The organism is Micromonospora sp. CNZ285, assembly GCF_004637285.1.
Genome location: NZ_SPQD01000001.1, coordinates 5,663,650 through 5,684,346, shown reverse-complemented (window position 1 = coordinate 5,684,346; position 20,697 = coordinate 5,663,650). Strand labels below are relative to the sequence as shown.

Here is a 20,697-nt window from a genome sequence, read left to right as displayed (position 1 = left end):
GTGCCGACCTGGCATGCCCTCACGGCCCTCGCTTCGCTCGGTGCGTTCGCTCATGCCGCCACCGGCTCCTTTCGCTCCGCCCGCTTCGCGGCGTACGCCGCGGCGGCCTCCCGAACCCACGCGCCGTCGGCGTGCGCCTTGCGCCGGTGCGCCATGCGCTCCCTGTTGCACGGCCCGTCGCCCTTGATCACCCGCATCAGCTCGGCGTAGTCGGGCTGGGTGTAGTCGTACGCCTGCCGCTCGTCGTTCCAGCGCAGGTCCGGGTCGGGGAGGGTGAGGCCGAGCACCTCCGCCTGACCGACGCACATGTCGACGAAGCGCTGGCGCAGCTCGTCGTTGGAGAAGCGCTTGATCTTCCAGGCCATGGACTGGGCGCTGTGCGTCGAGTCGCCGTCCGGCGGGCCGAACATGGCCAGTGACGGGTACCACCAGCGGTCCACCGCGTCCTGCGCCATCGCCTTCTGCGCCGGGGTGCCGTGCGCCAGCGTGTGCAGGATCTCGTAGCCCTGCCGCTGGTGGAACGACTCCTCCTTGCAGACCCGGATCATCGCCCGGGCGTACGGGCCGTAGGAGCAGCGGCACAGCGGCACCTGGTTGACGATCGCCGCGCCGTCCACGAGCCAGCCGATCGCGCCCACGTCGGCCCAGGTCAGCGTCGGGTAGTTGAAGATCGAGCTGTACTTCTGCCGCCCGTCGAGCAGCAGCTCCACCAGCTCGTCGCGGCTGATGCCGAGCGTCTCGGCGGCCGCGTAGAGGTAGAGGCCGTGACCGGCCTCGTCCTGCACCTTCGCGAGCAGGATCGCCTTGCGCTTGAGCGACGGCGCCCGGCTGATCCAGTTGCCCTCCGGCTGCATGCCGATGATCTCGGAGTGGGCGTGCTGGGCGATCTGCCGGATCAGCGTCCGGCGGTACGCCTCGGGCATCCAGTCGCGGGGCTCGATCTTCTGGTCGGCGCCGATGACGTCGGCGAAGTACGCCTCGACGTCCTCGTCCGGGGCCGCGCCACCGCGCCGGGCACGTGCCGCCGCCTCGCGCAGCGCCGCCTCCGCCGCCTCCACCTCGCCGAGCAGGCCGCCGCCCGGAGCGTCCTCGGGCGGGGCGAAGTCATTGCCATACATGCAGCCAGTGTTACAGCTCGGCACGAACGACACCAGAGGGTGTAACAGGTTTCCGGGCCACCTGGCGTCACCGGCCGTGCGCGCGCCGCCATCGGCGCTGGTAGCTGTGATGTCGATCACTCGGAATAGAGGAAATCCCCCAAGGGCGGCAAAGCGGCTCAATATCCCGCCCACCCGGCAAAGTCACGGGTGTCGAGACCTGGCATCAGGGCTGTCCGGAAGTAGACTTCCCCCCGGCAAACCGTTCGGCTTCATGATCGTCACCGTTCAGGCCATCGTCCCCCGGCCTGTCGGCGACCGGGCCGGACCCATGCGGAAGTGCCGGTCCCCCCGGCCAGACATCTGGAGTTCACCACTCATGCGACCTCGCGTGACCATGGCGGTCGCCATCGTGGCGATCCTCATCGGTGGCGTCATGCTGGTGCCGGCCGCGTACGCGAAGCTCGCCGGCGGCGGCGACGCGGGCGGCCTCGGCGGCGGCGCGCAGGTCCCGGCGCCGACGCCGACCGCGCCTGCGCCCCCGACGCTCGCCGACGCCCCGGTGTCGGTGAACTTCAAGGGCGAGTTCTTCTCCTGGGCCCTGATGGACCGCGAGACCGGCACCGTCACCGGCGCGAAGAACATGAACCAGACCAGCTCCACCGAGTCGATGCTCAAGGCCTGGATCGTCGCCGACTACCTGCGCCAGCTCGGCGACAAGGAACCGACCGCCGGGCTCCAGAAGTCGGCGATCCTGGCGATCCGGAACAGCGACGACGACGGCGCGAACATGGTCTACCGGGCGGCCGGCGGCTCCTACAAGCCCCAGCCGGGCGGCAAGCCGGACCCGGTCATCGCCCGCGCGATCCGGATCTGCGGCCTGACCGACACCAAACCCGGCGACGTACCCCAGTACAAGGGCTGGTGGAGCTTCACCGAGATGTCCCCGCGCGACGCGGTCCGCCTCGGCGACTGCATCGCCGACGGCCGCGCCGCCGGGCCCAAGTGGACCAAGTGGCTGCTCACCGAGATGACCAAGGTGGCCGGCAGCGTCAACAAGCAGGGCGCGCGGTCCGGCGGCGGCCGGTGGGGCATCATCGACGGCCTGCCGGCGACGGTCAAGTCGCAGGGCCCGGTGCACATGAAGAACGGCTGGACCCAGCTCGCCTACGACGGCAACTGGCACGTCAGCTGCCTGGCGTTCACCGACAAGTGGAGTCTCTCCGTGATGATGCGGTACCCGGGCAGCGCCGGCCTGCCGTACGGTGCGAAGGTGTGCGCCTCCGTCGCCACCCAGCTCGTGACGCCGCAGCCCGGCGCCGCACTCAAGGTGCCGCAGCAGCCGGTCGGGAAGCTCTGATGGCCGGTGCCCGGCGTCGGCCCGGCAGCTATCGGCGCCCGCTCGCCTTCAGCGCCCTGGCTGCGGTCCTCGTCGGCCTGCTCGGCCTCTCCCTGCGCGTGATCCCCGGCTCGCCGCTGGAGGCGACCGCGAACTCGCATCCCGAACCGACGAACGAGCGGTCCGCTCAGCAGTCCGTCGACCGCAACGCGCCGCGCGTCGCCCCCTCACCGTCGATCGCCCCGCTACCGTTCCAGGCGAAGAACCTGGACAGCCTGAAGATCAAGGGCTGGTACGCCTGGTCCGTGCTGGACAAGCGCACCGGGAAGATCATCGGCTCGGCGAACATGGGCGAGACGAGCACGACCGCATCCCTGATCAAGTCCTGGGTGGTGGCCGACTACCTGCGCCTGAGCGCCGAGGACGGCAAGACGCCGAGCAACGCGAAGCTGGCCGACGCCACGAAGATCATCCGGGACAGCGACAACACCCGCGCCCAGGAGTTCTACGAGAGCGTCGGCGGCTCGGACTCGATCGAGCGGCTGATCTCGATCTGCAAGCTGACCGACAGCGAGGTCGCCTCCGACGGCGGCTGGAGCCGCACCGAACTGTCCCCCCGGGACACCGCCCGGCTCGGTCTCTGCATCGACGACGGCCGCGCGGCCGGGCCGAAGTGGACGAAGTGGCTGCTCAACGAGATGCGCCAGGTCCGCGCTCCCGGTGACTTCGGCATCCGCAAGGCGTTCCCGGCGGCCGAGCAGAAGAAGATCGCCATCAAGAACGGGTGGATCGACCGGGACAAGGAAGAGGAGTACCACGTCAACTGCCTGGCCATCGGCGACACCTGGACGATGGGCGTGATGCTGCGCACCCCGTTCGGCGTCGAGGGCGGCTGGGAGTACGGCATGGACGCCTGCGAACGGATCACCAAGGCGCTGCTGCGCCCCGCGACCTGAGCCCGCGAGGTCCGGCAGTCTGAGCCACACGCGCCCGCCCGCCGACCTGAGCCCCGGGCGGTGGCGCGGTCAGCCCTGGAAGAACTCCGGGCCGCCGGCCGGCAGCGCCGGCACCTCCCCGTACGCGGCCGCCCGGCGGGCGAACTCGCGCAGCCCGGCCACCTGCCGCTCACCGAGCGAGAAGTCGAGCGCCCGGAAGTACGTGGCGAGCGTCTCCGCGTCGAACGTCTCCCAGCGCGCCGCCGCCTCCGCCACCTGGTCCAGCTCGGCCAGGCACAGGTCACGCGAGCGCAGGAACGCCTCGTGCACCTCCTTGACCAGGCCCGGGTGGGCGGCGGCGAACTCGCGGCGTACCGCCCAGACGGCGAACACCATCGGCAGGCCGGTCCAGTCGTGCCACGCCTGCCCCAGGTCGGTCACCTCGAGGCCCTTGGCCGGCGCCTCGTAGAGCGCGCGCAGCGCCACGTCACCGATCAGCACCCCGGCGTCGGCCTCCAGCAGCATCTGGGTCAGGTCCGGCGGGCAGCGGAAGTACTCCGGGCGCACCCCGTGCCGCTCGGCGAGCAGAAGCTGGGCCAGCAGCACCCCGGTACGCGACGTGGAGCCGAGCGCCACCCGGGCGCCGTCCAGCTCGCCCAGCGGGCGGGTGGACACCACGTTCACCGAGAGCACCGGCCCGTCGCTGCCGACCGCCAGGTCGGGCAGGAGCAGCAGGTCGTCGGCGTGCTTGAGGAACTCCACCAGCGTGATCGGGCCGATGTCCAGGTCACCGGCGACCAGGTCGGCGCTCAGCCGGTCCGGCGAGTCCTTGTGCAGGTCGACGTCGATCAGCGCGCCGGACCGCATCAGCCCCCAGTAGATGGGCAGGCAGTTGAGGAACTGAATGTGCCCCACGCGGGGGCGGGCGATGCGGTCGGCCATGACCCGACCGTATCGCCGTGGCTTCCGCCGCGCCGCCTGGGGATCCGATCGAGTGGTGAACTCCGCTCCCGGCGGGAAGGAAGGGCCCCTTGTTAACGCCTCCGGTAGAGGAAGGGTCCCTTCTTAACACCAGCGGTCAGACGGACTTCGCCGCCACGGATCCGGCGGCAGGCGTGGCCGTACGGGCGACGGTGCGCTCGGCGCGTACCGCGCGGCGGACCGGCCCGAGCAGCGCCACCACGACCAGCAGGCCGGCCACGCCGCAGCCGGCGATCAGGACGCGCGGGCCGGCCACCTCCAGCAGCAGGCCGCCGACCAGGTAGCCGCCCATCGCCGCCCCCTGCGCGGCCGCTCCGAAGACGGCGAACGCCCGGCCCCGGGACGCCTCGGGCACCCGCCGAGCCAGCAGCAACTGGTCGAAGACGTTGTTGCCGCCGTTTGCCACGCCGCCCGCCAGCCAGATGGGCACGAGCAGCCAGGCCGAGGGCACCGCGGCCGAGACGAGCACCGCCAGGCAGCATCCGCCGAGCAGCACCAGCCCGGCCCCGAGCAGCGCGCCGTCGTCGGCGAGCCGGCGAGCCACCCGGGCGAACAGCCACGCGCCGAGCACGATGCCGAGCGTCCAGGAGCCGGTGACCAGGCCGTACACGGTGGTGCTGCTGCCGAGCGTCTCCCGGATGAAGAAGACCTCGATCACGTTCACCGCGCCGACCGCGCCGATCACCGCGGCCACGCTGCCGACCATCACCGTCAGCAGCGGGTCACGGCGCAGCCGCCACGCGGGCGCGACCGCCGCGGCGACCGCGGCCGGCGTCCGGCGCCCTCCCCTGCGGGTACGGATGAGCAGCCCGGCCACCACCAGCGCGAGGTAGCTGAACGCGTCGACGAGCAGCGGCACCCGGGTGCCGAACTGCCCGACGAGCAGCCCGGCCAGCGCCGGACCGGCGAGCGCGCCGAGCGTCCCGGCGGTCTGGTTGAGCGCGCCCGCACGGGGCAGGTCCTCGGGCCGGACCATCACCGGCACCAGCGCGGCGATCGCCGGCTGGGTGACCGCGAGCCCGGTCGCGAGCAGCGCCACGAGCGCGATCACCAGCACCGGATCCCGGGCGTACGCGAGGGCCAGGCAGACCGCGCCCTGGGCGAGACCGGCGGCGACGAGCAGCACCCGGCTGTCCACCCGGTCGGCGAGCCGGCCGGTCAGCGGCGCGAGCACCACGAGCGGCAGCGTCGCGGCCAGCAGGAGCCCGGAGACGGCGAGTCCGCCGGCGCCGGCGGACTGGAGCGCGAGCGTGAGCGTGGCGGCGGCGAGGAAGTCCCCGCAACTGGAGATGCCGCGCGCGGTGGCCGCGAGCCAGACGTCCGGCCAGCGCGACTCGTCAGTTGTGAAGGGCATACTTCGAAAGTAATCCTTCATAACTGCCGTACGCAACCCCCGTCAGTCGAGAGGCATCGCCCGGTACTGCGTCGCCACCGGCCGAGCCCCGGCCGGCGGATCGGTCCGGGTCCGCCGCCGGTACGGCTCCATCAGCGCCTGGATCGCCTGGTTCAGCTCGGTCAGCTCCTCGGCGGTCATGAGCAGCACGCTGTCGCTGAACCACGTGGCCGCGTACCACTCCGGCGACTCGTCCGCCGCGCGGCGCAACCACTCCCGGACCCGCTGGGCGTCACGGACCATGTGCGCCTCGACCAGGGCCGCCTCGGCGGCACGCGCCTCCGGATCGGCGTCCGGCCCCACCTCGACGTGATACGACGGGTTCACCGCCTGCCACACCCGCTCCCGGGCGTCACCCCGGCCCGGCGCCTGCCGGACCAGCCCGAACTTCGCCAGCTCGCGCAGGTGGTAGCTGGTCGCGCTCGGCGACAGCCCGGCGATCTCGGCGCACTCGGTGGCCGTCGCGCCACCCTCCAGCGTGCCGAGATGTTCCATGATCGCCATGCGGGCCGGGTGAGCGAGCGCCCGCATCACCTGCGGATCACTGATCGTCACCCGGCTCCGGCCGGGAAGCGCCTCGGTCATGCCTCAATGATCCCGCGCCGGCGGACGCCGGGATCCAGCGGTGGAACCATCGGATTCAGGCGACCTTGAGCTGCTCGTCGCCGAAGTCGGCGATCAACTTGAGGGTGCCGCCGAGCGCACCGATGTAGCGCGCGAGCACCTCCTGGGTCGCGACGTTGCCCGCCTCGATCTGCGAGACCCGGGCGACCGAGACACCCATCCTCGACGCCACCTGCTCCTGCGTCATCTCCCGCCGCTTGCGCAGCTCGGCGAGCCGCCACCCGCGCGCATGATCGAGCATCTCCCCGACCTCGGCCTCGAACGCGCGCGGGCCGCCGGCAGTGTCGATCGCCCGGCCCAGGTGGGTGGTGTCACGCCAGCGCTTGACGCCGCTCATCGGTTCTCCTCCTGCCGTTCCTTCAGGTACGTGTCGTACAGCTGCTCCGCCTCCGGTATGGCTTCGCGGTACCACCGTGTCCACTGCCCGGACTTGTCGCCGGCGACCAGCAGCACCGCTGAGCGCCATGGATCGAAGACGAACAGCATCCTGATCTCGGTGCGCCCCGCCGACGGCGGCCGCAGCTCCTTGAGGTTGCTCAGACGCGAGGCGGTGATGCTGTCGACGAGAGGTCGCCTGTCATCAGGATCTCCCACTCTCCATCCCCGCCTCCGGACTTAATAATATTCTTAAGGTGGAGGCCGGGTCGAGCGAAACGCCAGCCATCCCGGAATTCGTTGGCGCGACCTGCCGGTGCTCCCGTAGCGTGGAGGACCGCCCGACGGCCGCGGTGAGCATGCACCGCAGCGGACGTCCCCGCGCCGGGAGCAGGCCAACCGCCCCGGACACGCGAGCGAGCCTCAGTTGAGCCATCGGAGTTCACAGTGCCCGCAACCGACCTTGACGCCACACCCGGCCTCGACGCCGAACTGACCGCCGAACGTGCCCACCTCGACGCCTCCCGCGCCGCGCTGAAACGGATGCGGGAACGCGCCGAGGCGCTCTTCGCCACCGGTGACAAGGTGGCCGGTGACTCGTACACCGCCGAGCAGCTCGGCCGGCACATGGCCCGGCGGGTCAAGGAACTTGCCGACGACCCGACCACCCCGCTGTTCTTCGGCCGCCTGGACTTCGGCGGCGACGACCCGGACCACGCCGGGCGGGAGTACCACGTCGGGCGGCGGCACGTCACCGACGAGCTGGGCGAGCCGCTGGTGCTGGACTGGCGTGCGCCGGTCTCCCGGTCGTTCTACCGGGCCAGTGCGCGCGACCCGCAGGGTGTCGCCGTACGCCGCCGGTTCGGGTTCAGCGCCGGGACGCTGACCAGCTTCGAGGACGAGCACCTGGACCGGGGCGAGGAACTCGGCACCGCCAGCCGCATCCTCACCGCCGAGATCGAGCGCCCCCGCGTCGGCCCGATGCGCGACATCGTCGCCACCATCCAGCCGGAGCAGGACGAGCTGGTCCGCGCCGACCTGGCCGACTCGATCTGCGTGCAGGGCGCGCCCGGCACCGGGAAGACGGCGGTCGGGCTGCACCGCGCCGCGTACCTGCTCTATCTGCACCGGGAACGGCTGCGCCGCTCGGGCGTACTGATCGTCGGGCCGAACCGGGCGTTCCTGTCGTACATCGCGGCGGTGCTTCCCGCGCTCGGTGAGGTCGAGGTCGAGCAGGCCACCGTGGAGGACCTGGTCGCGCGGGTGCCGGTCCGCGCGGTCGACCACCCGGCCGCCGCCGCGCTCAAGCACGACGTCCGGATGGCCGAGGTGCTGCGCCGGGCCGTCGAGGCCCACATCGGTACGCCGACCGAGCCGATCATGGTGTCGGACGGCTCGTACCGGTGGCGGATCGGGCTGGACCCGCTGCACCGGCTGGTCACCGAGACCCGGCAGGAGGGGCTGCCCTACGCCACCGGCCGGGAGCGGGTCCGGGCGCGGGTGGTGGGGCTGCTGCAACGCCAGGCCGAGGCGCGCCGGGCGGAGTCACCGAGCGACGCCTGGCTGCGCCGGATGAGCCGGATCAAGCCGGTCACCGACCTGCTCGACACGGTCTGGCCGGCGCTCACCCCGGACGGGCTGCTGCACCGGCTGCGTACCGACGCCGACGCGCTCGCCGCCGCCGCGGACGGCCTGCTCACGCCCGAGGAGCAGGAGCTGTTCCGCTCCGGCAAGATCGGCCGCACCGCGAAGGCGACCCGGTGGACCGCCGCCGACGCGGTGCTCATCGACGAGGTGGCCGGGCTGCTGGAACGGCCCGGCGGCTTCGGGCACGTGGTGGTCGACGAGGCGCAGGACCTCTCCCCGATGCAGTGCCGCGCCATCGCCCGGCGCAGCGAGCACGGCTCGATCACGCTGCTCGGCGACCTGGCCCAGGGCACCGCGCCGTGGGCGGCCACCGACTGGCGGGACTCCCTGGCCCACCTGGGCAAGCCGGACGCCGCGGTGGTGCCGTTGAGCGTGGGCTTCCGGGTGCCCGCCGCCGTGGTGGCGTTCGCGAACCGGCTGCTGCCGGCGCTCGCCGTCGACGTACCCCCGGCCCGGTCGCTGCGCAACGACGGCGCGCTCGATGTGCGTACCGCCGAGGACCTGACGGCCGCGACGGTGGCCGAGGTACGGGCGGCGCTCGCGCACGACGGCTCGGTCGGTGTGATCGCGGCGGACGACGCGGTCGACCGGCTCCGCGCGGCGCTCGCCGACGCGGGCGTCGAGACCGCTACGGCCGACGACGTCGAGGCCGCGGCGCGCGTCACTGTGGTCCCGGCGACGCTGGTCAAGGGCCTGGAGTACGACCACGTGGTGGTCGTCGAGCCGGCCGCGATCGTGGCTGCCGAGCCGCGCGGGCTGCACCGCCTCTACGTGGTGCTGACCCGGGCGGTCTCCCGTCTGGCCGTGCTGCACCGCGAGCCGCTGCCCGCGCCGCTGGCCGCCTGACCCGCGCGCCTCGGCCGCGCTGACGTGGCCGGGCCAGCCGTGCTGACATGGGCGGACCGGCCGCGCTGACATGGGCCGACCGGCCGCGGGCCCGGCGGGCCGGTCCGGGGTCAGCCCGACAGCGCGGCGGCGACCTCGCGCAGCGGTCGGCCGGACTCGGCGATCGGCACGGTGAAGGACAGCCAGGAGCCGTCGGTGAAGTCGATCCGCAGCCGCTTCGGGTTGAGCCGGTGCCAGCCCACCCGCGCGGAGGCGATCTCGCTCCGTGCGGCCGACCACGCCACGGCGGTCTCGGCCAGCGCCCGTTCCTCGGCCTCGCGCCCGGCGAGCAGCTTGACCCCGCCGGTGCGGCAGACCACCAGCCGCCGCTCGGTGACCGCGAGCAGCGTCTCCCGGACCTGGAGGTCGGGCCGGGGCGGGCGGAGCGCACGGTGCAGCCGGGAGGCGGCCGAACCGGGCGCGCCGCGTCCGGCGATCCCCCAGCCGATCAGGTCGACCAGGCGGTCGCCCCGGTCCCAGGTGGCAAGGGGCAGCAGCACGTTGAGCAGCACCGAGCCGACAGTCCGCCGGCTCGGCTCGACAGTGGACTCCGGCTCGGGCGGCGGTGCCGGAGCGAGCCCCTGGCCGACGTCGGCCTTGGCGTGGGCCAGGACGCGCTCGCCCGGCTCGACGAGCAGGCCGATCCGGTCGCGGTATCTGGTCTCGTCCATCGGCTCAGTATCGGTCGTGGCCGTAGCCGTCGTCGGCGGGGCGCTCCGTACCCGGCGCGTTGCCCATCACCTCGCCGACGATCTCGCGGACCCGGGCGGCGGCGGCCTCCTGCGCCCGGTTCGCCGCCGAGGTGATCTCCTCGGCGAGCGTGTACGAGTCGAAGCGCATGGCCCGCGCGTTGATGTCGGTGGAGAGGATCTTGCCGTCGGCGGCGGCCACGACGGTGACCAGGCCGGAGTCGCTGACCCCCTCGGCGCTGCTCTGCTCCAGCTCGGCCATCCGTGCGCCGAGTTCGCGCTGCCACCCGTCCAGGTTGCGGGCCAGCGCCTCGATCCGGTCCAGGGCCGGGAACGTCATTGCTGCCTCTCAGTTCACGATCGAGTCGAACACGTTCTGCACGCCCTTGGTGTACGGGCCGAGGTCATCGCGGTACGTGCCGTCCACCAGGTAGTTACGGTCCTTGCGCCCGTCGGAGACGTCGTGCAGACCCATCCCGGTGTCGAGCAGGGCGCCGCCGATGCCGGGGATGTTCACCGGGGACGCCTGGTTGATGGCGAACTTGCCCGGGAAGAGGACGGCGGCGCGTTCGACCTTGAAGGCGAGCGCCGCCTTCGTGTAGCCGGACTTGCTGAACGCGCTGTACGCCTTCTTGGCCCGCCGCAGCTCCATCACCACCTTGGCGTAGTGGTCGAGCAGGTTGGCGACCTTCTGGAGCTTGGTGGCGAGCTTCGTGAGGATCTCCGCGAACCGCGCCACGATCTTGACCATGCGGCCGACGGTGGTGGCGAGCCGGGCCAGCACCCGCACCACAGTGGCGGCAAGGCTCACGCCGGCGCTCAGCGCCGCCGCCACCGCGGCGATGATGATCTCGGTCAGGAACCAGAGCAGGAACTCCAGGATCAGCTCGACCAGCAGGTTGAACGCGTCCACCGACGCGTTCGCGGAGTCGACGAGCACCTCCTTGGTGCCGTCCAGCCCCTTTGCCAGATCGTCCATCGCCTCCTCGATGGACTGCATCGAGGCGTGGAACTTCTCCGCCGCGTCGCCGTCCCAGGCGCCGCGCAGCCGGGCCCGGTCGGCGATCTGGTCACCGGCGATCTGCCGGACCGCCTCGCCGGTGGTCATCGCGAGCTGGGCCGCCCGCATCAGGTCGTCCGGCTCACCGGCGACCAGTTCCAGGAGCTGCTCGAACGGCCACAGCACCGCGTTCGACAGCGGCTTGAACGGGTCGGGCGTGCCCGACACGATCTGCTCGAAGTAGGTCTTGTTGCGCTGGAGCGCCTCGGTGCTCATCCCCGCTCCCCCTCAGCCGCCGGCGGTGAACATGGTGTCGTTCGCCGAGTCCGTGTCGTCGTAGGCGGCGGCGGTCTCGGCGAGGCCCGCGGCGATGGTCAGCATGGTCTCGGCGCCGTCCGCCAGCCCCTGCAGGCACGCCTCGAACTGCTGCTCGTACGCGGCGGCGAGGCTGAACGACGCGGGCATCACGCCGAAGGAGTGCCGGGCCACATGGCCGTCGCGGAACGCCCGCTCCAGCTCGCGGAACCGGGTGGACCGGTCCCGGGAGGCGAGCGCGAACGCCCTCAGCGCCTCCGGCTGGACGTCGAGATTCCTGCTCGGACTGGTCACGGACCCTCCCCAGTGTCCGGTCGGAACTTCCACCGTCGTCGACGGCGCCACCAGACTAGGGGATGCGAGCGCCCGGTCAGGGGACAGCAGGGCTGGCGCACGCACGGTAGACAGGGGAGGCACAGCCCTTCCGCCCGAGGAGATCGCCGATGATCCTGGCCCAGGCCGAACAGGTCAGCCGCCGCTACGGCGACGTGCTGGCGCTGGACCGGGTCGACCTGACCGTCCGGTCCGGGGAGCTGGTCGGCCTGCTCGGCCCGAACGGCGCCGGCAAGAGCACGCTGATCAACCTGCTGGTCGGGCTGCGCCGTCCCACCGCCGGCCGGGTCGAGCTGTGCGGCGGCGACCCGCGCGACCCGGCGAGCCGGCGGCAGCTCGGCGTCACCCCGCAGGAGACCGGGCTGCCCGGCACGCTGCGGGTCGGCGAGGTGGTCGACTTCGTCTCCGCGCACTTCCCCGACCCGGTGCCCCGCGGCGAGCTGCTCGACCGGTTCGGCCTCGCCGACCAGGTACGCCGGCAGACCGGCGGCCTCTCCGGCGGCCAGCGTCGCCGGCTCGCCGTGGCGCTGGCGTTCGTCGGCCGTCCCCGGCTGGTGGTGCTCGACGAGCCGACCACAGGCCTCGACGTGGAGGCGCGGCACGCGCTCTGGGACGCGATCCGCGGCTTCCACGCCGACGGCGGCACCGTGCTGCTGAGCAGCCACTACCTGGAGGAGGTGGAGGCGCTCGCGCAGCGGGTGGTGGTGATCGGCCACGGGCGGGTGCTGGCCGACGACTCGGTGGCGGCGATCCGCGGGATCGTCGGCGTACGCCGGGTCAGCCTGGTCGCCGACGACCTGCCGGCGCTGCCGGGCGTGGTCACCACCGAACGCGCCGACGGGCGGGTGCACCTGCTCACCACCGACGCCGACCAGCTCGTCCGCGACCTGGTCACCTCCGGGGTGCCGTTCCACGATCTGGAGGTCCGGCCCACCTCGCTGGAGGAGGCGTTCCTCGCCATCACGGCCGACGACCGGCCCGCGCCCACCCCCGCCTAGGAGACCGCCGTGCCGCTCGCCCTGGTCCACGCCCGCTACCACCTGTTGGAGATCATCCGGGTGCCGGTGGCGGTGGTGGGCAGCGCGTTCTTCCCCGCCGCCTCGATGCTCTTCTTCGTGGTGCCGTTCGCCGGCGACGACCCGGCCGGCGCCACCTACGCCACCGCCGCCATGGTGACGTTCGCGGTGATGACCGCAAACATCTTCCAGTACGGCGTGGGCGTCTCCGAGGACCGCGACCAGCCCTGGAACCCGTACACCCGGACCCTGCCGACCGGGCCGGCGCCGCGGCTGGCCGGGCGGATCCTGGCCGGGGTGGTCCTGACCTACGTCTCGATGATCCCGGTGGTGGTGATCGCGGCGGTCGCCACCGAGGCCCGGGTCAGCGCGGTGCAGTTCCTGCTCGGCCTGGGCGCGGTCGCCGTGGTCTCGGTGCCGTTCACGCTGCTCGGCCTGGCGATCGGCTACTCGCTGCCGAGCAAGGCCGCGATCGTGGTGGCGCAGGTGATCTTCTTCCCGCTCGCGTTCGGCGGTGGCCTGCTCTCCGGGCCGGAGGACGCGCCCGGCTTCATCAAGGCCATCGCCCCCTACCTGCCGACCCGGGGCGCCGTGGAACTGATCTGGGCGGCGGTCACCGACTTCCGGCCGGACACCCGGGCGCTGGTGATGCTCGTGGTCTGGGTGCTGGTGCTCGCCGCGCTCGCCGGCTGGGCGTACCGGCGGGACGAGGGACGCCGCTTCAGCTGACCTTTTGTCCGGTTCCGGCCCGGTGGCCGACCCGGCGGTGCCACGATGCCGACAGGGCGGGCGCGCGGAGCCGCCCCCGGCGAGAGGGGTCACCGTGAACGGCGTCGAGCCCGGCACGCCCTGCTGGACCGACCTGGCCACGCCCGGTCTGGACGACGCACGACGGTTCTACCCCGAGCTGTTCGGCTGGACCGGAGAGATCTCCCCCGAACCGGAAGCCGGCGGCTACACCGTCTTCCGCAAGGACGGTCAGGCGGTCGCCGGAGCAGGCCCGCCCGGTACCCCGGACCAGGTGCCGGTCTGGTCCACGTACGTGGCGACCGACGACGCCGACCTGGTCGCCACCCGGGTCGAGGCGGCCGGCGGGCAGGTCGTCGTCTCCCCGTTCGACGTCGCCCAGCAGGGCCGGATGGCGGTGCTCGCCGACCCGGCCGGCGCGGTGTTCAGCGTGTGGCAGCCGATGGCGATGCGCGGGGCCGAGCTGTACAACGCGCCCGGCGCTATGTGCTGGAACGAGCTGGTCACCCCCGACCCGGAGGGCGCGAAGGAGTTCTACGCGCTGGTCTTCGGCTGGCATCCGGAGGAACGTCCGGCCGGGCCGGTCGCGTACACCGGGTGGCGCTGCGGCGCCCGGATCGTCGCCGGGATGCTGCCCCGAGCCGAGCCGATGCCCGAGGACCTGCCCGCGTACTGGGCGGTCTACTTCGCGGTGGAGGACGCCGACGCGGTGGCCGCCCGGGCCGCGGAGCTGGGCGGCACGATCCTGGTACCGCCGCGCGACAACCCGGCCGGCCGCAGCGCCGCCCTGCGAGACCCGTCCGGCGCCCTCTTCTCCATCTCCACCCTCCGCTGACCCACCCCCGCGCCCGCACCGCCCCCGGTCCCGCCCGCGCCCGCCCGGTTCCGCCCGCACCCCGCCCGGCTCCGCCGTAGATCTTGCAGTTACGGCCCTCGCCATGCGGCATACACACCTTCTGTCGGGGCCTGAACTGCAAGATCGCCGGGGGGAGGCGAGGACGGCCGAGATCTTGGTACGGAGCGGCCCCCAGGAGGGCCCGTTCGCACCAAGATTCATCCGCCATCCCGGCAGCCGGGACGCTGATCCGGGATTCGAGACGGCGAACGCCGGGGGCGGGCAGTCCAGCAGCAGGGCCGCCACCCCTCCGTCGATCTTGCAGCTGAGGCCCCCTCGACGCGATATATGCACCTTTTGCCGGGGCCTGAAGTGCAAGATCAACGGTGTGGGAAGGGCGGCGGGGGGTCAGGTGGGGCGGACGGGGACCACCAAAGGGCCGTGGTCGCCGGGGATCACTCGGATGTGGGCGCGGTAGTGGCGGGCCAGCAACTCCTCGGTCAGCACCTCCTCCGGCGGCCCGGCGGCTGCCACCCGGCCGTCGGCGAGCAGCACCAGGCGGTCGGCGTACTCGCCGGCGATGGAGAGGTCGTGCATGGTGGCGAGCACTGTCAGGCCGTGCGCGCGGCGGAGCTGGTCGACCAGTTCCAGCACCTCCTGCTGGTGCCCGATGTCCAGCGCGCTGGTCGGCTCGTCGAGCAGCAGCAGGGTGGCGCCCTGGGCCAGCGCCCGGGCCAGGAAGACGCGCTGCCGCTCGCCGCCGGAGAGGGTGGCCAGCTCGCGGTGGGCGAACGGGCCCAGGTCGAGCCGGTCCAGCACCTCGTGCACGGCGGCCAGGTCGGCGGCGGACTCGCGGCCCAGCGGCGGGATGTACGGGGTGCGCCCGAGCAGCGCGTAGTCGAACACCGACATGCCGATCGGTACGACCGGGGACTGCGCCACGGTGGCCACGATCCGGGCGCGGTCGCGGCGGCGGAGCGCGCCGATCGGCGTACCGAAGAGGGCCACCTCGCCCGGTGCGGCCAGCAGGCCGCCGACGGCGCGCAACAGGGTCGACTTGCCGGCGCCGTTGGGTCCGATCACGGTGACCCACTCGCCCGCCGTGACGGTGAGGTCGACGCCGGCCAGGACCGGGGTGCCGCCCAGGGCGACGCGCAGGTCGTGGACGCGCACCGCGGGGGCGTTCACATCGCCACCCGGCGGGCGGTCCGCAGGACCAGCACGAAGAACGGGCCGCCGAGCAGCGCGGTAACCACGCCGATCGGGATCTCGGCGGGTGCGGCGGCGGTACGGGCGACCACGTCGGTCAGGGCCAGGAACGCGCCGCCGAACAGCATCGACAGCGGCAGGATCACCCGGTGGCTGGAACCGGCGAGCAGCCGCATGGTGTGCGGCACGATGATGCCGACGAAGCCGATCAGCCCGGACGCGGAGACGGCGGCGGCGGTGCCGAGCGACGCGGCGGCGATCAGCAGGTAGCGGGAGCGCTGCGGATGCAGACCGAGACCGGCGGCCTCGTCGTCGCCGACGGAGAGCACGTCCAGTTCGCGCCGGTGCAGCAGCACCACCACGGAGGTGAGCACGAAGTACGGCAGGACCAGCCACACGTCGTGCCAGCCGGCGGTGGCGAGCCGTCCGAGCAGCCAGGAGTAGACCTGCTGGATGTTGTCGGAGTGCTGTTGCAGCAGGTACGTCTGCCCGGCGGCGAAGAACGCCGACACCGCCACGCCGGCCAGGATCAGCGTGGCCGGGGACCGGTCCCGGCCGCCGGCCGCGCCGAGCAGGTACGTCAGCACGACCGCGCCGAGCGACCCGACGAACGCGGCGAGCGGGATGGTGATCGGCAGCCCGGTCAGCGCGCCGCCTGCACCGGCGCCGAGCACGATCGCCGCGGTGACCGCGAATCCGGCGCCGGCCGCCACGCCGAGCAGGTACGGGTCGGCCAGCGGGTTGCGGAACACGCCCTGGTAGCAGCCGCCGGCCAGGGCGAGGAGCGCGCCGACGAGCAGGCCGAGCACGACCCGGGGCAGCCGCAGCTCGGTGATGATCGCGACTTCCCGCTCGGTGAGCCCGCTGTCCAGGTGCACACCGGGCAGCAGGTTGAGCAGTTCGGCCGCGACGCTGCCGGGCGGCAGGCTGACCGGGCCGAGGGAGACGCCCGCCACCAGCGCGACGAGTACCGCCACGACACCGGCGAACAGCCAGCGCTTACGCAGCCCGGCGGGCCGGACCGGGGCGCCGACGGCGCCGGGCGCCCCGCGCCGCCCGGGGCGGGACAGCGGCCGGATGCCCGGCCGGGACGCCCGAGGCGTACCGGCCGGGTTCGGGGCGGAGTCCGCCTGTCGTAGGGCCACGGTCAGGCCGGGACCTTGGCGGTGGCGTCGACGATCACCTTGAGCAGGTCGACCACGCGCGGGCCCCAGCGCGAGGCGATGTCGTCGTCCAGCTCCACGATCTGGTTGTTGTTCACGGCGGTGATGCCGGACCAGCCGCTGCGCGCCTTCACCGTGTCGGCGTTCTGCTTGCAGCACTTGGTGTCGGAGAGGAAGACGAAGTCGGGGTTCGCCTTGACGATGACCTCCTGGGAGAGCTGCGGGTAACCGCCGTTCTTCCCGTCGGCGTCGGACGCGTCGGCGATGTTCTCCAGGCCGGCTAGCGCGTAGATGGTGCCGATGAAGGTCTTGCTGGTCGCGCTGTACAGCTCCGGGCCCAGCTCGTGGTAGTAGGTCGGCTTCTCCGTACGCTTCGGCAGGTCCTTGGTCAGCGCGGTGATGTCGTCCTTCATCTTCTGCACGACGGCGTCCGCCTCGGACCGGTGGCCGGTGAGCGTGCCCAGGTCGGTGAGCTGCCGGTACGTGTCGTCGAGCGTGGCCGCGGCGGGGATCTGGAGGACCGGGATCTTCAGCGCGACGAGCTGGTCGGCGATCTTGTTCAGGTTGTCGGAGATCACCACCAGGTCGGGGTTGCGGGAGGCGACCGCCTCGGCGTTCGGCTGGTAGCCGGACAGGTCGGTGCGGGGCGCCTCGGCCGGGTAGTTCGACTGGTCGTCGACGGCGGTGACCTGCTTGCCGGCACCGATGGCGAAGAGCATCTCGGTGGAGGTCGGCGAGAGCGAGACGATCTTCTCGGGCCGCTTCTCCAGCGTCAGCTTGCCGACGGTGGCCGGGAACGCGCCGCCGGAGCCGCCGGCGGCGGGGGTGTCGGTCGAGGTCTTCTCGGCGCAGCCGCCGAGAAGCAGCACGCCGGCCGCGAGCGCGGTGGCGAAGAGCCGGGGGGTACGTCGGGACATGGGGCCTCCTGTCGGTCGAGGAGTGTGGTGCTTCGCCGACAGGGGGAAAGGCCCGTCCGCGAGGCGCCCTTCCTCGAGAGCGCGTGTCGCGACCGGGCCTCAGGCGACCTGGCTCGTCCCACGTCCGTCGGCGCCGGCGGAAGGCCGGCGCCGCGCGTACGGGGCATCACAGTTGCGGGACAGCGCCGGTTTCACACCGGCTTCGCTGTGGCACGGTCGGTGCCACGGTAGCGCACGACCAGCGGAGATCGTCCGGACGGGCGGGGTGGGCGGGAACCCCGGCGGGGGTGGAACCGGGGTTCCCGCCCGGTGGTGAGGTCAGCAGTACTGGCTCTGCTTGCCGATCGCCCGGTACGGGCAGTCGGCGTACTCGGACAGGATCAGCACGGCCTCCCGGTTGCGTGAGGTCTGCGCCGGGATCACCTCGTCCGGCGGGTAGAAGCCGCCGCCGGAGGCCGAGCCGGGGTACATCTCGAAGGTGTACGCCCAGATCTTGTGGGCGCCCCACATCCAGTCGATGCTGGTGCCGTCGGCGATGTAGAGGTCGCTCGACTGTTCCGGGGTGTAGTTGTTCGTCGCCGCCATCTGCCGCCCGATGGTGGCGAAGGTGTTGTACTGGTCGGTGTTCATCCCGGTGGCGGTGTTGTTGTACGTGTATCCGTACGGCCAGAGCACCAGCTGCGAGTAGGTGTGGAAGTCGATGTTCGCCTTGATCTGCTGCACCCCGCCGACGACCCGGCTGTTGACGAAGTTGCGCAGCGCCGCGGTCTCCGGGGCGGAGAAGGCGGACGGGCCCCGGTAGGTGTCCGACGACTTCGTGCCGGACGAGCCGCCGCAGCAGCCCCACTGGTAGGCCCAGTTGCGGTTCAGGTCGGTGCCGATGGCTGTCGACCCGCTGTTGGGCTGCCGGTTCTTGCGCCAGGAGCGGTACGAGCCGGTGGCGATGTCGTACTCGCTGCCGTCCGGGTTGACGGTGGGGACGATCCAGATCTCCCGCGAGTTGACGATGTTGGTGATCCGGGAGTCGCTGCCGTAGTTGTCGGTGAAGAGGTTGAGCAGGTAGATCGCCATCTCGACGGTCAGGTGCTCACGGGCGTGCTGCTGGGCGTTGAACAGGATCTCCGGCTCGGCCTCGTCGGTGGCGACGTTGTCGGAGATCTTCACCGCCATCAGGTCCCGGCCCTGGTACGACGTGCCGATGCTCAGCTTCCGGGCGATGGTCGGGTGGTCGGCGACCACCTTGTTCACCACCGCCGTCAGCTCGGCGTAGTCGTGGTAGTTCGAGTCGGCGGGCGGGAACGCGTTGGCGGTCATGCCCCCGTCGGCGTGCTCCGGCACCACGTCCTTCTCGAGCCGGAATCCGAGCCGGGTGATCGCGTTGGCCTCGGCCTTGGTCGCCGTGACGTGCAGCACGCCGTGCTCGGAGTAGTCGATCGCGGCACCGGTGGAGGCGACGGCGGTGCGGTCGGCCGCCGTACGCGGGCCGAGCACCCGGTAGGCGACGGTGGTCGGCTCGCCGGAGCCTTCCGGTGCGGGTCGGGCGACGGCGGGGGCTGCGGCCGCGGCGACGATGGTGAGGCCGACGGCGGCGGCGAGCGCCAGCCGGCGGCGGAGCGGAGAGGCACGGAAGGCCATGGACAACCTCCTGGGGGTACGGGAGATCCCGTTGTCCGCACACTCCACCAGGAGACACATGGTCATATCAATATCTGTCTTTGCCTTGGGTCATCCCGACCTGATCGTCACTTCGGCAATGATTTTCTATGCCTGAACATCTGGCGAAACTTCCCGCCAAGCGCGACAGTGAACGGCAACGATGCCGTCTCCCTGTGGAGCTGCCATGTTCGGACGACCCATGCGCGCGGCCGCCCTCGCCGGCCTCACCGCGCTCACCCTCCTCGGCACCAGCGCACCGGTCCAGGCACAAGCCCCGCGACCGGGCGTCACGCACGACGAACAGATCACCTTCCAGGAGTTCTCCCGCTTCCCCGACTGGCGTACCGGCACCCACCAGGGCACCCGCGCCGTACCGGGGCGCCACCCGGCGCTGACCATCGACCGCCCGGCGGGCACCACCGAGTTCACCGACGAGCACACCGGCACGACCCGCACCTGGGAGTACGCCACCTGGACCTCGCCCGAGCGGCGGATCGGTTTCGACGCCACCGAGATGGTCGCGTCGTGGAACGCCGCCACCCCGGCCGGCACCTGGATCCAGGTCGAGCTGCACGGCACGTACAACACCGGGGCGCAGACCCCCTGGTACGTCATGGGCCGCTGGGCCTCCGGTGACCAGGACATCAAGCGCTCCACGCTGGACGGCCAGGGCGACCCGTGGTCGAGCATCTGGACCGACACGTTCTCGGTCGACGACGCCGACGCCGGGGTGCTGCTGCGCTCGTACCAGTTGCGGCTGACCCTCTACCGCGCGCCCAGCCAGGCCGCCGCGCCGCAGGTACGGATGCTCGGCGCGATGGCGTCGAACGTGCCCGACCGGTTCACCGTCACGCCGAGCCGGGGCGGCATCGCCTGGGGCACCGAGCTGGCCGTACCGCGCTACTCGCAGAACATCCACATCGGCGAGTACCCCGAGTACGACGGCGGCGGTGAGGCGTGGTGCTCACCCACCTCGACGGAGATGGTCGTCGAGTACTGGGGTCGCAAGCCCTCGGCCGAGGACACCTCCTGGGTCGACCCCTCCTACCCCGACCCGACTGTCGACCACGCCGCCCGGATGACCTACGACTACGAGTACGAGGGCGCCGGCAACTGGCCGTTCAACACCGCGTACGCGGCGAGCTTCCCCGGCCTGGAGGCGCGGGTCACCCGGCTGCACTCGCTGGACGAGGCGGAACGGTTCATCAAGGCGGGCATCCCGGTGGTGACCTCGCAGTCGTTCCTCGCCAGCGAGCTGGACGGTGCCAACTACGGCACCTCCGGGCACCTGTTCGTGATCGTCGGCTTCACCGCCGACGGCGACGTGATCGTCAACGACCCGGCCTCCTCGTCGAACGACGCGGTCCGCAACGTCTACAAGCGGGAGCAGTTCGAGCAGATCTGGCTGCGCACCAAGCGCTACCGGGCCAACGGCACGGTGGCCTCCGGCTCCGGCGGCATCGCGTACCTGATCAAGCCGGCCGACCGGCCGTGGCCGGTCGTCCCGGGCTCGACCAACTGGTGAACGGTTCGGCCGGCCG

The 20,697-nt window shown here is 72.2% G+C and carries 19 protein-coding genes, 2 pseudogenes and 1 riboswitch; of the genes and pseudogenes, 7 read left to right on the top strand and 14 right to left on the bottom strand.

The annotated features are described in order from the left end of the window. Nucleotides 1-50 precede the first annotated feature (50 nt). Entirely contained in the window at nt 51-1,118 is a 1,068-nt protein-coding gene (gene paaA, locus CLT75_RS26080) for a 1,2-phenylacetyl-CoA epoxidase subunit PaaA (RefSeq protein ID WP_135242882.1), read from the bottom strand. Nucleotides 1,119-1,476: 358 nt separating this feature from the next. Between paaA and CLT75_RS26075 the strand changes: the two genes are divergently transcribed. After that, a complete protein-coding gene (locus CLT75_RS26075) occupies nt 1,477-2,457 on the top strand; it encodes a hypothetical protein (protein ID WP_135242881.1) in 981 nt (326 codons plus the stop codon). Next, a complete protein-coding gene (locus tag CLT75_RS26070) occupies nt 2,457-3,392 on the top strand; it encodes a hypothetical protein (RefSeq protein WP_135242880.1) in 936 nt (311 codons plus the stop codon). The genes CLT75_RS26075 and CLT75_RS26070 overlap by 1 nt, the downstream gene beginning before the upstream one ends. A 69-nt stretch (nt 3,393-3,461) precedes the next feature. On the opposite strand, the gene CLT75_RS26065 is transcribed toward CLT75_RS26070, so the two are convergent. The 5 genes and pseudogenes from CLT75_RS26065 to CLT75_RS26045 all read right to left on the bottom strand — a co-directional run. Then, on the bottom strand, nt 3,462-4,313 hold the full coding sequence (locus CLT75_RS26065; RefSeq protein ID WP_135242879.1) for a menaquinone biosynthesis protein: 852 nt from the start codon (nt 4,311-4,313) through the stop codon (nt 3,462-3,464). 136 nt (nt 4,314-4,449) lie between these two features. Further along, nucleotides 4,450-5,706 (bottom strand): MFS transporter, encoded by a 1,257-nt coding sequence (locus CLT75_RS26060; protein WP_135242878.1) that lies wholly within the window; start codon nt 5,704-5,706, stop codon nt 4,450-4,452. A 42-nt stretch (nt 5,707-5,748) separates the two neighbouring features. Beyond that, nucleotides 5,749-6,330: a helix-turn-helix domain-containing protein gene (locus CLT75_RS26055; RefSeq protein ID WP_135242877.1), complete on the bottom strand. Its 582-nt coding sequence runs from the start codon at nt 6,328-6,330 to the stop codon at nt 5,749-5,751. A 55-nt stretch (nt 6,331-6,385) separates the two neighbouring features. After that, on the bottom strand, nt 6,386-6,706 hold the full coding sequence (locus tag CLT75_RS26050; protein WP_135242876.1) for a helix-turn-helix domain-containing protein: 321 nt from the start codon (nt 6,704-6,706) through the stop codon (nt 6,386-6,388). After that, nucleotides 6,703-6,954 (bottom strand): annotated as a pseudogene (locus CLT75_RS26045) (type II toxin-antitoxin system RelE/ParE family toxin); the annotation flags it as partial. The gene CLT75_RS26050 and the pseudogene CLT75_RS26045, both read right to left, overlap by 4 nt. A 237-nt stretch (nt 6,955-7,191) precedes the next feature. Between CLT75_RS26045 and CLT75_RS26040 the strand changes: the two are divergent. Further along, nucleotides 7,192-9,237, top strand: a complete 2,046-nt coding sequence (locus tag CLT75_RS26040) for a helicase domain-containing protein (RefSeq protein ID WP_135242875.1) — start codon at nt 7,192-7,194, stop codon at nt 9,235-9,237. A 110-nt stretch (nt 9,238-9,347) separates the two neighbouring features. Here the strand turns inward: CLT75_RS26040 and CLT75_RS26035 are convergent, their stop codons facing one another. From CLT75_RS26035 to CLT75_RS26020, 4 genes are read right to left on the bottom strand one after another with little or no spacing between them, the layout of a single operon-like run. Further along, nucleotides 9,348-9,947 (bottom strand): hypothetical protein, encoded by a 600-nt coding sequence (locus CLT75_RS26035; protein WP_135242874.1) that lies wholly within the window; start codon nt 9,945-9,947, stop codon nt 9,348-9,350. Nucleotides 9,948-9,951: 4 nt separating this feature from the next. Continuing rightward, nucleotides 9,952-10,305 carry a YbaB/EbfC family nucleoid-associated protein gene (locus tag CLT75_RS26030; RefSeq protein ID WP_135242873.1) on the bottom strand — a complete coding sequence of 118 codons (354 nt, stop codon included), beginning with the start codon at nt 10,303-10,305 and terminating at the stop codon, nt 9,952-9,954. A 9-nt stretch (nt 10,306-10,314) separates the two neighbouring features. Beyond that, nucleotides 10,315-11,241 carry a WXG100 family type VII secretion target gene (locus CLT75_RS26025; RefSeq protein WP_135242872.1) on the bottom strand — a complete coding sequence of 309 codons (927 nt, stop codon included), beginning with the start codon at nt 11,239-11,241 and terminating at the stop codon, nt 10,315-10,317. Between the two features lie 12 nt (nt 11,242-11,253). Continuing rightward, nucleotides 11,254-11,574 carry a type VII secretion target gene (locus CLT75_RS26020; protein WP_135242871.1) on the bottom strand — a complete coding sequence of 107 codons (321 nt, stop codon included), beginning with the start codon at nt 11,572-11,574 and terminating at the stop codon, nt 11,254-11,256. 149 nt (nt 11,575-11,723) lie between these two features. Here CLT75_RS26020 and CLT75_RS26015 point away from each other — a divergent pair, with 149 nt between their 5' ends. From CLT75_RS26015 to CLT75_RS26005, 3 genes are all read left to right on the top strand, one after another. After that, entirely contained in the window at nt 11,724-12,611 is an 888-nt protein-coding gene (locus CLT75_RS26015) for an ABC transporter ATP-binding protein (RefSeq protein WP_135242870.1), read from the top strand. A gap of 9 nt (nt 12,612-12,620) precedes the next feature. Next, nucleotides 12,621-13,358, top strand: a complete 738-nt coding sequence (locus CLT75_RS26010) for an ABC transporter permease (protein ID WP_135242869.1) — start codon at nt 12,621-12,623, stop codon at nt 13,356-13,358. 94 nt (nt 13,359-13,452) lie between these two features. After that, the gene (locus CLT75_RS26005) at nt 13,453-14,211 is read left to right on the top strand and encodes a VOC family protein (protein ID WP_135242868.1); all 759 of its coding nucleotides are present in this window, start codon (nt 13,453-13,455) and stop codon (nt 14,209-14,211) included. Between the two features lie 408 nt (nt 14,212-14,619). On the opposite strand, the gene CLT75_RS26000 is transcribed toward CLT75_RS26005, so the two are convergent. From CLT75_RS26000 to CLT75_RS25985, 4 genes and pseudogenes are all read right to left on the bottom strand, one after another. Continuing rightward, nucleotides 14,620-15,399 (bottom strand): ABC transporter ATP-binding protein, encoded by a 780-nt coding sequence (locus CLT75_RS26000; RefSeq protein WP_135242867.1) that lies wholly within the window; start codon nt 15,397-15,399, stop codon nt 14,620-14,622. Continuing rightward, entirely contained in the window at nt 15,396-16,490 is a 1,095-nt protein-coding gene (locus CLT75_RS25995; RefSeq protein WP_135244134.1) for an iron ABC transporter permease, read from the bottom strand. Before CLT75_RS25995 ends, CLT75_RS26000 begins: the two co-directional genes overlap by 4 nt. 77 nt (nt 16,491-16,567) lie before the next feature. Continuing rightward, a complete protein-coding gene (locus tag CLT75_RS25990) occupies nt 16,568-17,500 on the bottom strand; it encodes an ABC transporter substrate-binding protein (protein WP_135242866.1) in 933 nt (310 codons plus the stop codon). A 107-nt stretch (nt 17,501-17,607) separates the two neighbouring features. After that, a riboswitch (cobalamin riboswitch) is annotated at nt 17,608-17,701 on the bottom strand. 120 nt (nt 17,702-17,821) lie between these two features. Further along, nucleotides 17,822-19,135 (bottom strand): annotated as a pseudogene (locus tag CLT75_RS25985) (M14 family metallopeptidase); the annotation flags it as partial. Between the two features lie 205 nt (nt 19,136-19,340). Between CLT75_RS25985 and CLT75_RS25980 the strand changes: the two are divergent. Further along, complete coding sequence (locus tag CLT75_RS25980; protein WP_135242864.1) at nt 19,341-20,681, top strand: C39 family peptidase; 1,341 nt, start codon at nt 19,341-19,343, stop codon at nt 20,679-20,681. The last annotated feature ends 16 nt before the right edge of the window (nt 20,682-20,697 follow it).

Bases quoted from the DNA above. Each gene is read 5' to 3' on its own strand.
- paaA (WP_135242882.1), bottom strand. From the start codon at position 1,118: ATGTATGGCAATGACTTCGCCCCGCCCGAGGACGCTCCGGGCGGCGGC.
- CLT75_RS26075 (WP_135242881.1), top strand. From the start codon at position 1,477: ATGCGACCTCGCGTGACCATGGCGGTCGCCATCGTGGCGATCCTCATC.
- CLT75_RS26070 (WP_135242880.1), top strand. From the start codon at position 2,457: ATGGCCGGTGCCCGGCGTCGGCCCGGCAGCTATCGGCGCCCGCTCGCC.
- CLT75_RS26065 (WP_135242879.1), bottom strand. From the start codon at position 4,313: ATGGCCGACCGCATCGCCCGCCCCCGCGTGGGGCACATTCAGTTCCTC.
- CLT75_RS26060 (WP_135242878.1), bottom strand. From the start codon at position 5,706: ATGCCCTTCACAACTGACGAGTCGCGCTGGCCGGACGTCTGGCTCGCG.
- CLT75_RS26055 (WP_135242877.1), bottom strand. From the start codon at position 6,330: ATGACCGAGGCGCTTCCCGGCCGGAGCCGGGTGACGATCAGTGATCCG.
- CLT75_RS26050 (WP_135242876.1), bottom strand. From the start codon at position 6,706: ATGAGCGGCGTCAAGCGCTGGCGTGACACCACCCACCTGGGCCGGGCG.
- CLT75_RS26035 (WP_135242874.1), bottom strand. From the start codon at position 9,947: ATGGACGAGACCAGATACCGCGACCGGATCGGCCTGCTCGTCGAGCCG.
- CLT75_RS26030 (WP_135242873.1), bottom strand. From the start codon at position 10,305: ATGACGTTCCCGGCCCTGGACCGGATCGAGGCGCTGGCCCGCAACCTG.
- CLT75_RS26025 (WP_135242872.1), bottom strand. From the start codon at position 11,241: ATGAGCACCGAGGCGCTCCAGCGCAACAAGACCTACTTCGAGCAGATC.
- CLT75_RS26015 (WP_135242870.1), top strand. From the start codon at position 11,724: ATGATCCTGGCCCAGGCCGAACAGGTCAGCCGCCGCTACGGCGACGTG.
- CLT75_RS25990 (WP_135242866.1), bottom strand. From the start codon at position 17,500: ATGTCCCGACGTACCCCCCGGCTCTTCGCCACCGCGCTCGCGGCCGGC.
- CLT75_RS25980 (WP_135242864.1), top strand. From the start codon at position 19,341: ATGTTCGGACGACCCATGCGCGCGGCCGCCCTCGCCGGCCTCACCGCG.